This window comes from Acidaminococcus sp. CAG:542 (assembly GCF_000437815.1).
GTDB lineage: Bacteria > Bacillota > Negativicutes > Acidaminococcales > Acidaminococcaceae > Acidaminococcus.
The window spans coordinates 7,967-21,449 of the sequence record NZ_FR902063.1 but is presented as its reverse complement, the minus strand read 5'-3'; the positions used below and the strand labels follow the sequence as shown (position 1 = coordinate 21,449).

Genomic DNA, 13,483 nt, shown 5'->3' with positions numbered 1-13,483 from the left:
ATCACCATCCCTGCCAGGATGATGGCGAAGCCGGCAAGGACCATGGGACCCGGGTACTGGTGGAGGAACAGGGCCACCCACAAAGGTCCCAGGATCATCTCCCACAGGGCCAGCACCGAAGCTTTCCGGGCGGGGATTTTCTGGACTCCCAGGTTGAAGAATCCGTAGCCCCCGGCCACCTGGACCATCCCCAGGATCAGCATCATCCCCCATTCCTGGCCGTTCATGGCCGGCAGGGCAGCCCGGGCGGTGGGGAACAGGAGAAAGACCGCCAGGGCGGTGAACAGGTTCCCGATGGCGGTGATCCCCAGAGCATTGGTCCGGGTGGCTTTCTTGGAGGCCAGGCTCATGCCTGCAAAGAAAATCCCTTCCGTGAGGGCAATCAGGTTCCCCAGAGGATGGGAATCCCCGCTGCCTCCGGAGAGCATGAAGCACAGGACCCCGGCCATGATCACCGCCACCGGCAGGAAGGCCCGGCGGCTGAAATACCGGGTCTGGAACCAGTACAGCAGGAACAGCCAGATGGTGGCGGTGTACTGCATGCCGATGGCAATGGCGGCGGAAGTCAGGGACAGGGAAACAATCACGCTGAGACACAGGGCACAGTAGGCCAGGACATAAGCCAAGAGGTACCGGTTCCAGGCGATTTCCCGGGGCCGCACAAAAGGCAGCAGCATCAGCCCGGCGATCAGGGAACGGAGTCCGCAGATCAGGAAGGGGTCCAGGGTCAGATACTTCACCAGAGGGGAATTCAGGCTCCAGCAGACAGCTCCCAGAAGGACCAGGGCGCTGCCGGACAGGGCAGGGAGACGGGGCATGGGGATACCCTCCTTTCCAATGAGGAAAAATTCGTACTTGACGTTTAATCATGATTAAAATATAATCATGATTATAAACCAGCTATATTATAAAAGCGGCCTGAAAAATTGTCAACCATCTTCCCGGAACGGGAATCAGGATCAGCAGTCAGGAGGTGCCCTGCCCCATATGGAAAACCAAAATCAGGAAACCCAAAAACAACAGCGAAAGGAACTGACTCTCCGGCAGAAGCGGAACATGATGTATTTCGTGGAAGCTACGGAGAAAATCCTCAAGGAAGAGGGAATCCCCGGAGTGACCATCCGGCGGATCGCCGCCGAGGCCGGGTACAACAGTGCCACCCTCTACAACTATTTCCAGGACCTGGACGAACTGATCCTGTTCGGATCGGTGTGCTTCCTCCGGGATTACCTGCTGAGCCTGGCCAGGCACCTGGAACCGGAGATGACTGCCCTGGAACGGTACCGGACCATCTACCGGTGCTTCAATGAAAGAGCCTTCCGGTTCCCGGATATCTTCTACAACATGTTCTTTGGCCGGTACAACGCCAAACTGGGCCATGTGATCCAGGTCTATTATCTGGACCTGTTCCCGGAAGAACTCCAGGGATTGCCGGCGGATGTCCGGGAAATGGTGGTCCGGGGCACCCTGGTGGAACGGGATCAGGTAATGATGAAGAGCCTGGTGGAAGAAGGGTATGTGGCCGGAAAACGGGCTTCGGAAACCCTGGAAATCATCGTGGCTCTCCATGGCAGCTACATCCACCGGGCCTGCCTTTTGGGCAGCAGCCTGGACCGGCCCCTTCTGGAAAAGCAGTTCCTGCACATTTTCGACTATGTCCTGGCAGCAGCCAGACCCGGGGAAACTACCCGGGGCAACCGTGATCAGACAGTCTGAAAAAGGAGTGGTACAAAATGGCGGAAGAAAAGAAAAAAGGCTTCAAGCTCCATGCTCTGAACCCCATGGTCCTTCTGGGCATCATTATGTTCCTGGCTTTCCTGGCCTCTTACATCGTCCCGGCCGGGGAATACAGCCGGGTGATGAACCCCGTCCTCAACAAGGAAGTGGTGGATCCCGCCACCTTCCATTACATCCAGCAACAGCCGGTGAGCCCCTTCTATCTGTTCCAGTCCCTGACCCTGGGACTCCAGAACGCAGCGGAAATCATTTCTTTCCTGTTCATCATCGGGGGCATGTTCGCCATTATGGACGCTACCGGAGCCATTAACGCCGGACTGTCCAATGTGGTGGAAAAGATGAAGGGCCGGGAACTGATGATGATCCCGGTGTGCATGGTGCTTTTCAGCCTGCTGTCCGCCTTTGCCGGCTGTTTTGAAGAATTCCTGGCTTTCACCCCTCTGGTGATCGGGGTTTCCGTGGCCATGGGGTTCGATTCCCTCACCGCCATTGCCATTGTGTTCTGTGCGGCGCCGGTGGGTTATGCGGGAGCCATGACCAACCCCTTTACCATCGGGGTGGCCCAGGGCATTTGCGGTCTGCCCATGTTTTCCGGTATGGGACTCCGGGCTGTGCTGTTTGTGGTGATGAACATCGTAACCATTCCCTATGTGATGTGGTATGCCAACAAAGTCCGGAAGAATCCGGAACTGAGTACGGTCCGGGAAGAAGACCTGCTGTACAACAGCCATCTGAAACTCCAGGAAACTCCAGTGATCACCCTCCGGCACAAACTGGTGCTGGTGCTGTTTGTGGCCACCATCGGTGCCGTGGTCCTGGGCGTACTGAAATTTGACTTCTACATCAACGAAATGGCCGGGCTGTTCCTGGTGTGCGGGATCCTGGCCGGGATCATCGGGGGCCTGTCCTCCGGGGAAATCGCCGATGCTTTCCTGGCCGGCTGCAGCAACATGCTGTTCGCCAACCTGGTCATCGGCATGTGCAACGCGGCGGTGCTGATCATGCAGAACGCCCACATTATGGATACGGTGATCCACTACATGGCCAGCCTGCTGAACGGGCTGCCGCCCACTCTCAGTGCCTGCGGCATGTTCATCGTCCAGGATCTGTTCAACGTGCTGGTGCCTTCCGGCAGCGGCAAGGCGGCCATTACCATGCCTCTGTTTGCCCCGCTGGCGGATCTCATCGGGGTCACCCGGCAGACGGCTGTGCTTGCTTTTCAGATGGGGGATGCCTTTACCAACGTGTTTGCTCCCACCAGTGGGGAAGTGGTGGCCGCCTGTGCCATGGCCCACATCTCCTTCGGGAAATGGTTCCGCTGGCTGGCGCCTCTCTTTGCCATCTGGTGCGTGGTGGCCATGGTGTTCATGGTGATCGCCGTCCAGATCCACTATGGTCCGTTCTGACAAGGAGGCAGTATGATGGAAAAAGAAAATTTCGGCAGCCTGGAAGAACTGCTCCGGCATCCGGTGTTCCGGCACTTTGCCCGGATCTGCCAGATCCCTCACCCTTCCTTTAAGGAAAAGGCCCTCAGCGATGCCCTGTTCCAGTGGGCCCGGGAAAAAGGCTATGCTGTCCGTCAGGATGAATGGAACAATGTGCTGCTGCGGAAGCCGGCTTCTCCCGGGTATGAAAACCGGCCGGGGGTCATGCTCCAGGCCCATCTGGACATGGTCTGCCAGAAGGCAAAGGGGGTGGAACACGACTTCCTGCAGGATCCCATCCATCTGGAACTGGAGGGGGATATCCTGTCCACCGGAGGGCGGACCACCCTGGGGGCCGATGACGGCATCGGGGTGGCGCTGGCTCTGGCCCTTTTGGAAGACGGGTCCTTTGCCCATCCGGAACTGGAAGTGCTGCTGACCACCGCCGAGGAAGAAGACCTTAGCGGGGCCCAGAATGTGGACGCCAGTGATTTCCGGTCCCATTACCTGGTGAACATCGACAATGCGGTGGAACGCCATTCGGTAACCGGCAGCTGCGGAGGCTTCGGGGTGAACTTCCACCTGCCGGTGACCTGGGAAGCGGTGCCGGAAGGGGCCCGGTTCTTCCATCTGAAGGTGGAAGGGCTCCAGGGAGGCCATTCAGGGGAAGACATCCACCGGGGCCGGGGAAACGCCAATATTTTCCTGATCCGGATGCTCCTGTCCGCCCGGAAAGAAATGCCCCTCCGGCTGTCTTCCCTTCATGGAGGCACCTTCCGACTGGCCATTCCCCGGGATGGGGAAGCGGTGGTGCTGGTGCCCCGGGGCAAGGAAGAAGCCTTCCTCCAGGCGGTGAACGCTGCAGCGGAAGAACTGCGCCGGGAATACAAGGCCGTGGCTGCCAATCTGAAGATTTCCGTGGAAGAGACCCAGGGACCGGACAACGGACTGGTGGTGTCCCGGGAAGTGACGGACAAGTTCATCCAGGTGCTGGTGCTGTCTCCCAACGGAATCTCGGAAATGAATGCCGCCGTGCCCGGGGTGGTCCAAAGCTCCGACAACCTGGGAGAAATCCGTCTGGAACGGGAACAGAACCGGCTGGTGGTGGTCTACGAGATCCGCACCTCCTTCCGGTCCAAGGCGGAATACATCTGGGATAAAATCCATCTCCTGGCCCAGATGGTGGGGGGGACCTGCGAGAAATTCGCCGCCTATCCCGGCTGGCCCCATGATCCGGATTCCCGGCTGACGCCCCTGGTCCAGCAGGTGTATGAGGAAACCTTTGGAGAAAAAATGGACGCCACTCCCATCCATTCCGGCCTGGAGTGCGGATGCCTGATCGAGAAGAAACCGGACCTGGACGCCATCTCCCTGGGCCCCGACTGCTGGGACCTCCATTCTCCTCAGGAAAGGCTCAGCGTAAAGAGCACCATCAGGATGTATGAGTTTTTGAAGAAGCTTCTGGAACAAATTGCATAAAAAATAAGGGGCTGTGAAGAAAGAAAAGATTCACTTCTTCACAGCCTCTCTGGTCGCAACCTGCGACCGGGGGTGTGGATTTTCCACACCCCCTTCTTTTATTTTCCCAGCAACTGGATAAAGGCCCGGACTGCGTATGGGGTAAATTCCCTGTCCGGCAGCAGGGCATGGAAGGTGCGGATGCAGTCCCGATCAGAAAGCCTGAAGAACAAAAGGGTTTCGCTGTCCCGGGAAACCATGGCATCACTGACAAAGGTGGCGGCCAGTCCATGCTCTGCCAGCCGGTAGGCGGTGGCCAGCTGGGAAAGCATCAGTTTGACATGGGGAGTGAAGCCGGCTTCCCTGAACAGGATCTGACAGCGCTGATGGAGGTTGTTTCCTGGGGTCAGAAGGATGAAGGGCAGATCCTGGAATCGGGCCAAAGGGAGGGAGGGGCAGTCCGGCTGACCGGCCCGGCCTTCCAGCACATCCTGGCAGGTCAGGGCACTGGGCAGCAGCGGATCAGGCAGTGGATAGGAACGGGGCACAGCCAGCAGGATCTGGTCCTGAAAAGCCCGGTAGTGATGGCTGTGGCGCCGGATGATGGTTGGATCGCAGCTGAAGGTCAGATCCAGGTCTTCTCTTTCCAGAAGGGATAGAAGGGCATCAGAACCTTCTTCAATGAGCTTCAGCTGAATCCTGGGGTATGTTTCTGCAAAGGCTGTCAGCAGGTTGGGGATTTTGTAAGAAAGGATATAATGGCTCCCTCCGATGGTGAGACTGCCTGTCTGGAGATCTTTCAGCTGCTGGACTTCCCGGTCCAGATCTTTTTCCAGGTGCTGCATTTTCCGGATGGCTTTCAAATAAAGGACACCGGCTGGGGTCAGCTGTATCGGGCGCCGGTTCCGGATGAACAGAGGCATGCCGATCCGGGCTTCGATCTTCCGCAGGGCGATGCTCAGGGCAGGCTGGGTGATAAACAGTTTTTCTGCGGCCCGGGTAAAACTGCCTTCCCGATAAATGGTGTAGATGTATTCATAGTCGGCATTCATGGAATCCACCTCTTCTTATAAAACTAGTTTATAGAATTATATATATGATAAATTGGATTATATAGCAAAAGAATGATATTGTAAATATAAGAAAAATCAAGGAATTCCGAAGGGGAGGAAAAGTATGAAAATCAATGGACTGCTGATGGACGACCAGGACAATGTGGTCACCTGTGTGGCCGAAATCCGGAAAGGGGATCAGGTGGTTTATCAGAAAGATGGAAAAATGGAAACGCTGGAGGCAAAGGAAGACATTCCGTTCTGTCATAAAATCGCCCTGGTGGATCTGCCCAAGGATGGTTCGGTGATCAAATATGGAGAATTGCTGGGAAAGACCCGGGAACCCATCGGGAAGGGCCATTGGGTCTCTGACAAAAATATCTTCAGTGTGCCCAGAGATTATGAACAGGAATTTGTAAAGGAATAAGGAGTGACAATCATGGAATTTTGGGGATATAAGAGAAAAGAAGGAAGAGCCGGGATCCGCAATCATGTCCTGATCCTGCCCACCTGCGCCTGCGGCAGTGAAACGGCCCGTATCGTAGCCAGCCAGGTCAAGGGAGCCGTAAACATCATTTTCAATACCGGATGCTCCGATGTGGCGGCCAACACGGCCATGTCCCAGAAGGTGCTCACAGGATTTGCCTGCAACCCCAATGTGTACGGGGTGGTGATCATTGGTCTGGGCTGTGAAACCGTACCTCATCTGAAACTGAAGGAAAAAATCCAGCAGATGACCTCCAAACCGGTTGTTTCTTTTGGCATCCAGGACGAGGGAGGCACCCTGAAGACCATCGAAAAAGCAGTCCGGGCGGCCCGGGAAATGGCAGCGGAAGCAGCGCTCCAGCAGAAAGAACTGTGTGATATTTCCAATCTGCTGCTGGGCATCGAATGCGGCGGATCCGATGCCACCAGCGGCATTGCCAGCAACCCGGCTGTGGGAGAACTGAGTGACCTGCTGGTGGACCTGGGGGCTTCTACCATCATGAGCGAATCCATCGAATGGATCGGTGCGGAACATGTACTGGCCAAACGGGCAGCCACTCCCCACATCCACAACCAGATCATCCAGATCTGCAAAGACTATGAGGCCCATCTGATGGCCGCCGGCCAGGACTGCCGGGCCGGGCAGCCTACCCCGGGGAACAAGGCAGGGGGACTTTCCACCCTGGACGAAAAGAGCCTGGGCTGCATCCGCAAAGGCGGTACCCGTCCCATTGTGGAAGTGCTGGAACAGGCAGCACGGCCTTCCTGCCAGGGCGCCATTGTGATGGATACGGCAGGGTACGACATTTCTTCCGTAACCTCCATGGTAGCCGGGGGCTGCAATGCGGTAATCTTCACCACCGGCCGGGGGACGCCCACCGGGAATGCCATTGTACCGGTCATCAAGGTTACGGGCAATGAACGGACCTACCGGAAAATGGAAGACAACATGGATGTGGATGTAAGTGCCATTGTCCGGGGCGAAAAAACCTTCAAGGAATGCGGCAAAGACATGCTCCAGGTGATCCAGGATGTGTGCAACGGCAAAATGACCAAAGCGGAAGCTTTTGGCTTCTCGGATATTGCCGTGGATCATGTGTGCCGGTTTGTCTGATGGAAAAAGGGAAAAGGAGAGCGATGAAAAATGGGATTTATTTGTAAACCGTGGAATCGGCTGAGCCTTTTCACCCGGATCATGATCGGGTTTGTCCTGGGGATTGTCCTGGGACTGGTCCTGGGACCCCGGGCCGAAGTGCTGAAGCCCCTGGGGACCATCCTGACCAATCTGCTGACCATGGTGGTGGCTCCTCTGGTATTTACCCTGCTGGTCTGTGCGGCAGCAGATGTGGGAGACGGCAAACGGCTGGGACGGATCGGCATCAAAACCGTCATCATCTTCCTGGTCAGCACGGCATTGGCCATTGTCCTGGGGCTGGTGGTGAGCAACATGATGAACATTGGTGCCGGGGTGGAACTGAGCAATGTGGCAGCTCCTCAGCCCAAGGGACAGGCACCGGCTTCCATGCTGGATACGGTGATCAACATCATCCCGGTGAACATCTTTGCTTCACTGGCCAAACAGAATCTGCTCCAGATCATTTTCTTTGCCCTGATCATGGGCTTCGCCCTGCTGAAACTGGGTGACAAGGGCAAGCCCCTGCTGGACTGCTGCCGGGCAGGCCAGGAAGTGATGAAGGAAATCACCAACATGGCTCTGGAATTCACTCCTTACGGGGTGCTGGGACTGATGGCCTCCGTTGTGGGGAAAAACGGGACAGCCATCCTGATCCCCTACATCAAGACCATCGGGGCTATGTATCTGTGTGCTGTGGTGTATCTGCTGGTGGTCCAGGCTGTTCTGATGGTGGGCGTATTCGGCCGGGTCAGTCCCCTGAAATTCCTGAAGAACATGAAGGAAGCCATGACCTTTGTGTTTGCCACCTGTTCCAGTGTGGCTACCATCCCCCTGAATCTGGCCTGTGTAAAGAAAGTGGGGGTGGATGAGGAAACCGCCAATTTTGTGATTCCCTTCGGCGCCGTCATGAACATGAACGGGACGGCCATCTATGAAGCGGTTGCTGTGGTGTTCACGGCCCAGATCTTCGGGGTGGAATTGACCTTTACCCAGCAGGTGATGATCATGCTGACTGCCACCCTGGCCTCTATCGGGACTGCGGGAATTCCCGGGTCCGGGCTGGTCATGCTGACCATTGTGCTCAGTTCGGTGAATCTGCCCATGGAAGCCATCGGCCTTTTGGCAGGGATCGACCGGATCCTGAACATGGCCCGCTGCGTACCCAACATCGTGGGAGATGCGGCTACGGCGGTCATCGTGGCCCAGTCGGAAGGAACGCTGAAAAGATAAAAAAAGAATAGGGTGCTGTACCTTGCGTGCAGCACCCTATTCTTTCATTCTGCTGTTTTGGCTGCTTTTTCCACGGCTTCCGGCAGGGTCACGTCTTTACCCTGCTGGTAGTCGAACTGGAAGGCGAAGACCAGGGTGGAGCTTCCCAGCAGGCTGGTGAACATCTGCTGCTGCTCCGGGGTGATCTTTTTGGTCTTGGCGGCGGCATCCAGGATGTAACCGCCGGTGGTCTGGAGCACCGGGGTCATGTCCATGCCCAGCCGTTTCATCCGCCAGGTCTTTTTATCCAGCACCACTGTGTAGGGCACGTCCTTTACCTGGGCCACCAGGGACTGGATCTGTTCTGCATCCTTCTGCTTTTTGAATTCCGGATCCTGGGCCAGCTTATTGGCCAGCTTCTGGCCGTCCAGGGTGAATTCCAGGGTCTTTTCCCGGCTGGTTTCCTTGGTTACCTTGGCGGAAGACAGGTACTCCAGCAGTTCCTTTTCGGCTTTTTTGCTGTCCGGATTGGGCAGGAGAGGCAGGGTGTAGGGACGGACACTTTTGGCCCAGCCTTTGCCGCTGTTGATGTACTGGGTCAGCTGGCCTTTTTCCGCAAAGAAATAGGCGTCAATGGGCTGGCTGGCGGTCTGCTGGCCGGTGAGCAGGGTCAGCTCCCCGGTGCCGTGGAGATCTCCGCTGAGCTTTTCCATCCGGGTATTCTTTTTGTCTGTTTCTTCCACTCCGTTCCCAGTAAGGGACAGGTTCCCCACTCCGATGGGGCTGAACAGGGTGCCCTTCATTTCGTACTGGATGTATTTTTCCTTGGCCATGACGCTCTGGACACGGACCATGTCTTTCACCACAGCCTTGTCTACGGGAGAAGCAGCCTGGGCCAGGGAGCCGGCGGAAAGCACCAGCAGCAGGGACAGGCCTGCCGCACGGATTTTCGATAACAATGCCATAAAAAAAGCCTCCTTTTCAGATCAACGTCTGTTTGTTCCTTATTCTATCCTCTTAGCATGTCACATTCAAGGAGGAAAGTCAAAGGAAAAAGTTTTGAACTTTTCGGGAAGAACCGGTGCGAGGGCCGGGGGATATGGTATCATGACAGCAGATAACTGGAAAAGGAGAGGATACCATGAACAACGAAGTACTGGAAGCCATGCAGCTCCGCAGGAGCATCCGCAGTTTCAAACCGGACCCGGTGCCGGAAACCGATCTTCAGGAAATCATCAAGGCAGGACTCTATGCCCCCAGTGGCAGAGGCAGCCAGGATACCATCATCCTGGCCATTACCAACCCGGCCATGGTGAAGCGGCTGAGCCGGCTGAACTGTGAAATCGGCGGCTGGGCTCCGGATTTCGATCCTTTTTACGGGGCACCGGCCGTGCTCATCGTACTGGCGGACAAGACGAAGCCCACGGAAGTGTATGACGGGTCCCTGGTCATGGGGAATCTGATGCTGGCCGCCCATTCTCTGGGCCTGGGCAGCTGCTGGATCCATCGGGCCAAGGAAGAATTCGAACGGCCGGAAGGCAAAGCCCTGCTGAAAACCCTGGGTATCACCGGCGAATGGGAAGGCATCGGCCACTGCGCAGTGGGCTATGTAAAGGGAGATATCCCCATCGCTCCCCTGCGGAAGGAACATCGGGTGTATTGGATGAAATAAGGAGCATATTGCAGAGGCAATATGCTCCGGTCGCGGGTCGCGACAAAAGGGGTGCTGCGTCAGCAGCACCCCTTTTAAAATACTTCCGATTCCGCCGTCCTCTGGTAATTCTTCTCCAGCATGGCTTTGTGGGAGAGAAAGCGGGGATCGTCGAAATATTTGGCCCCTTTGGGACAGTATTTGATGCAGGCCTGACATTTGATGCAGATGCCGGGGACTTCATCGGTGTTTTCCGGATTGATGGACCCCATGGGACACACCTGGGCGCATTTGCCGCAGTGATCGCATTTGGTCAGGTCCGTTTGGGGCTTGGCTTTCAGGAACTTGGCAGGCTGGCCGTCTTCTCCCAGAGGGATGTAGTAGGGGGCCACCGGGGCGTCTCCGTTGATGCTCACTCTTTCCAGAGGCTCTCCGCTCCGGAGTTTTCCTTCCACCCGGTCCAGCAGTTCCTGGAATTTTTCTTTGTCCTGAACCGTGGGATGATCCCGGCCGATGGCGGCAAAGGCGTGGGGAGCGGCAAAGGCACCGGCAGCGAACACCCGGAAATCCTTCTTTTCCAGTTCATCCCGAAGTTCCGTCAGAGAGCTGTCGTAACTCCGGTTGCCGAAGGTCACCAGGGCCACAGCCGGGGTCTTGTTTTCCGGATCTCCGGAAAACAGCTGCTGGACAAAGGGCAGGGCCTTGTTGGGAATCCGGCCGGCATAGGTGGGCATCCCGAAGATCACCAGGGTGGCGGGACCGAAGGTATGGAGAGTCTGCTGATCCTGGGGCAGGGTGAAGGAATGATGGGACAGGGTGACCCCTTCTGCATGGAAACGGCGGGCCAGCTGTTCCCCGAATTCCCGGACCAGGGCTTCCGTCTGACCGGTGGGACTAAAAGAAATGGCGGCAATATGGGTAATCAAGAACAAGACCTCCCTAAAGAACTGAATTTTCAGCCAATGGATTTTCTTTTTATCATACCTTATTTTCAGGAGAAAAGCCAGTGCCAGGGCCTTCCTTTCAAAAAATTTGCTACCGGTCCCGGAAATGGCCTATAATAAAAACAGCAAACCTACCAAAGACAGGGGGAATACCCATGAGTGAACTGATGATCCGGGAGGCCACGGCGGAGGACGCAGCGGCCATCCGTTCTGTTTATGCACCCTATGTGGAAAGCACGGTGATCACCTTTGAATACCAGGTGCCCAGTGTGGAGGAATTCCGGCGGCGGATCGCCCATACCCAGGAACGCTATCCCTATTTTGTGGCGGTGGAGGATGGCCGGGTGCTGGGGTACGCCTATGCCGGACCCTTTGTGGGCCGTCCGGCCTATGACTGGTCCGCGGAACTGAGCATCTATGTGGACTGCCATCTTCGGAAAAAGGGACTGGGAAAGAAACTCTACGGCGCCCTTCTGGAAGCCCTGAAAAAAATGGGGATCCTGGATGTGTACGCCTGTATCGGCTATCCGGAACAGCCGGACGAATACCTGGACTTCAACAGCGCCCAGTTCCATGCCCATCTGGGGTTTGAACCGGTGGGGCTCTTCAAAAACTGCGGCTACAAGTTCAACCGCTGGTACCATATGATCTGGATGGGGAAGAACATCGGGGAACACGGGAAGAACCAGCCGGCTGTCCGGCCCTATCCGGAAGTCCAGGCCGGGGAATAGAAAGGGAGGGGGAACCATGGAACAGCAGGTGGTGCTGGTCACCGGGGCCAGCAGCGGCATCGGCCGGGAAACCGCCATCCTTATGGCCCGGACCGGCCATGTGGTGTACGGGGCAGCCCGGCGCCTGGACAAACTCCAGGAACTGTCCAAATACGGGGTCATCCCCCTGGTGCTGGACGTGACCAAAGACTATTCCTGCCAGAACGCCCTCCAGCAGATCCTGAACCAGCACGGGACCCTGGACATCCTGATCAACAATGCCGGCTACGGATCCTATGGAGCGGTGGAGGACGTGCCCCTGGCGGAGGCCCGGCATCAGATGGAAGTGAACGTGTTCGGGGCCATCCGGCTCACCCGGATGGTGCTGCCGCTTTTCCGCCGGCAGCACCAGGGACGGGTGATCATGGTTTCGTCCATTGCCGGACGGGTCACAGGACCTTTCGGGGGCTGGTATCATGCCAGCAAATATGCTCTGGAAGCCCTCAGTGATGCCCTGCGGATGGAAACCGCCGGCCAGGGAATCCAGGTGAGCATTGTGGAACCGGGGCTGGTGCGGACGGCCTGGGGCCACATTGCCGCTGACCATCTGGCAGAGGTGTCCCGGCAGGGAGCCTGCAGGGCCTGGGGAGAGAAAATGGCCCGGGGACTCCATCGGCTCTACGACCAAAAGTGGCTGAACACCCCCCAGGATGTGGCCAAAACCATTTTCCTGGCGGCCAACGCCTCCCAGCCCCAGGCCCGGTATCTGTGCGGCAAGGGTGCCTGGCTGCTGCTTTTGGCCCATACCCTGCTGCCTACCGGACTGTATGACATGGCGGCCCGGTGGGTCATGAAAAAACTGTCCTAGGGAGGCGGTGCCATGGATATTTATCGACTGGGGAATCTCCAGCTGTCTCTCTTCCTGCTGATTCTCATTGGTCTGTACCTGCGGAAAAAGAATATTGTGGATGAACCGGGGAAACGGTGTCTCACCGATGTGTGCGTCTATGTGATCATTCCCTGCAACATCATCAAATCCTGTCTCATGCCCTTTGAAGGAAATATCTTCCTGACCTGCGGCCGGATCCTGGGGGCAGGGGCTGTGCTCCAGGTGCTCTTCATGATCCTGAACCATTTCCTGTTCAACCGGTATCCGGATACCCGGAAAAAGGTGCTCCAGTACGGCACCCTGGTGTCCAACAGCGGCTTTCTGGGCTATCCGGTGGCGGAAGGGGTCTATGGGGACCTGGGGCTGTTCTATGCCTCTGTGTTCCTGATCCCTCTGCGGCTGGTCATGTGGTCCGTGGGCACCGGATATTTCATGGCCCGGCAGGAAAGCCGGAAGGAAGTGCTGAAAAAGGTCCTGACCCATCCCTGTCTGATCGCTGTGTACATCGGGATCGTATTGATCCTGACCCAGTGGCGGCCTCCGGCTTTTCTGGACATGACCATCCGGTACATCGGGGGCTGCAATGCGGCCATTACCATGTTCATCGTGGGGACCATCCTGGCGGATGTGCCGCTTTTGACCATTTTCAACCGGGACAGCATCCTCTACAGCATCCTGCGGCTGATCCTGCTGCCCGGGCTGGCCTGGGGAGTCAGTGCCGCACTGGAGCTGGATCCGGTGGCCACCGGGATCGCGGTCCTCATGACCGGCATGCCTGCCGGAGCCAC

14 protein-coding genes are annotated in these 13,483 nt (G+C 56.9%); 10 read left to right on the top strand and 4 right to left on the bottom strand.

Annotated elements, in window-relative coordinates; all coding sequences use genetic code 11:
* The coding region (locus tag QVO43_RS04945; protein ID WP_288174548.1) for a DMT family transporter at nt 1-818 on the bottom strand (818 nt) is incomplete at its 3' end.
* Nucleotides 819-987: 169 nt separating this feature from the next.
* Between QVO43_RS04945 and QVO43_RS04940 the strand changes: the two genes are divergently transcribed.
* Genes QVO43_RS04940 through QVO43_RS04930 form a run of 3 tightly spaced genes read left to right on the top strand, consistent with a single transcriptional unit; the run spans nt 988 to nt 4,640 of the window.
* A complete protein-coding gene (locus tag QVO43_RS04940) occupies nt 988-1,716 on the top strand; it encodes a TetR/AcrR family transcriptional regulator (protein ID WP_022487467.1) in 729 nt (242 codons plus the stop codon).
* A gap of 17 nt (nt 1,717-1,733) precedes the next feature.
* The gene (locus QVO43_RS04935) at nt 1,734-3,143 is read left to right on the top strand and encodes a YfcC family protein (protein WP_022487466.1); all 1,410 of its coding nucleotides are present in this window, start codon (nt 1,734-1,736) and stop codon (nt 3,141-3,143) included.
* Nucleotides 3,144-3,155: 12 nt separating this feature from the next.
* Nucleotides 3,156-4,640: an aminoacyl-histidine dipeptidase gene (locus tag QVO43_RS04930; RefSeq protein WP_154487820.1), complete on the top strand. Its 1,485-nt coding sequence runs from the start codon at nt 3,156-3,158 to the stop codon at nt 4,638-4,640.
* A 98-nt stretch (nt 4,641-4,738) separates the two neighbouring features.
* On the opposite strand, the gene QVO43_RS04925 is transcribed toward QVO43_RS04930, so the two are convergent.
* Nucleotides 4,739-5,671 carry a LysR family transcriptional regulator gene (locus QVO43_RS04925; protein ID WP_022487464.1) on the bottom strand — a complete coding sequence of 311 codons (933 nt, stop codon included), beginning with the start codon at nt 5,669-5,671 and terminating at the stop codon, nt 4,739-4,741.
* A 124-nt stretch (nt 5,672-5,795) separates the two neighbouring features.
* Between QVO43_RS04925 and QVO43_RS04920 the strand changes: the two genes are divergently transcribed.
* The 3 genes from QVO43_RS04920 to QVO43_RS04910 are packed head-to-tail and all read left to right on the top strand — an operon-like array spanning nt 5,796 to nt 8,522.
* Entirely contained in the window at nt 5,796-6,098 is a 303-nt protein-coding gene (locus QVO43_RS04920) for a UxaA family hydrolase (protein WP_022487463.1), read from the top strand.
* Between the two features lie 12 nt (nt 6,099-6,110).
* Nucleotides 6,111-7,271 (top strand): UxaA family hydrolase, encoded by a 1,161-nt coding sequence (locus QVO43_RS04915; RefSeq protein WP_022487462.1) that lies wholly within the window; start codon nt 6,111-6,113, stop codon nt 7,269-7,271.
* 30 nt (nt 7,272-7,301) lie between these two features.
* Nucleotides 7,302-8,522 carry a dicarboxylate/amino acid:cation symporter gene (locus QVO43_RS04910; protein WP_022487461.1) on the top strand — a complete coding sequence of 407 codons (1,221 nt, stop codon included), beginning with the start codon at nt 7,302-7,304 and terminating at the stop codon, nt 8,520-8,522.
* Nucleotides 8,523-8,566: 44 nt separating this feature from the next.
* Here the strand turns inward: QVO43_RS04910 and QVO43_RS04905 are convergent, their stop codons facing one another.
* Nucleotides 8,567-9,466 carry a hypothetical protein gene (locus QVO43_RS04905; RefSeq protein WP_022487460.1) on the bottom strand — a complete coding sequence of 300 codons (900 nt, stop codon included), beginning with the start codon at nt 9,464-9,466 and terminating at the stop codon, nt 8,567-8,569.
* 176 nt (nt 9,467-9,642) lie between these two features.
* On the opposite strand from QVO43_RS04905, the gene QVO43_RS04900 reads away from it, so the two are divergent.
* Nucleotides 9,643-10,173, top strand: coding sequence for a nitroreductase (locus tag QVO43_RS04900; protein WP_022487459.1), 531 nt, complete (start codon nt 9,643-9,645; stop codon nt 10,171-10,173).
* Between the two features lie 74 nt (nt 10,174-10,247).
* Here the strand turns inward: QVO43_RS04900 and QVO43_RS04895 are convergent, their stop codons facing one another.
* Complete coding sequence (locus QVO43_RS04895) at nt 10,248-11,078, bottom strand: 4Fe-4S binding protein (protein WP_022487458.1); 831 nt, start codon at nt 11,076-11,078, stop codon at nt 10,248-10,250.
* 173 nt (nt 11,079-11,251) lie between these two features.
* Here QVO43_RS04895 and QVO43_RS04890 point away from each other — a divergent pair, with 173 nt between their 5' ends.
* The 3 genes from QVO43_RS04890 to QVO43_RS04880 all read left to right on the top strand — a co-directional run.
* A complete protein-coding gene (locus QVO43_RS04890; protein WP_022487457.1) occupies nt 11,252-11,827 on the top strand; it encodes a GNAT family N-acetyltransferase in 576 nt (191 codons plus the stop codon).
* Nucleotides 11,828-11,843: 16 nt separating this feature from the next.
* Nucleotides 11,844-12,674 (top strand): oxidoreductase, encoded by an 831-nt coding sequence (locus QVO43_RS04885; RefSeq protein ID WP_022487456.1) that lies wholly within the window; start codon nt 11,844-11,846, stop codon nt 12,672-12,674.
* A 12-nt stretch (nt 12,675-12,686) separates the two neighbouring features.
* A partial coding sequence (locus QVO43_RS04880; protein WP_288174547.1) for an AEC family transporter occupies nt 12,687-13,483 on the top strand: 797 nt, incomplete at its 3' end.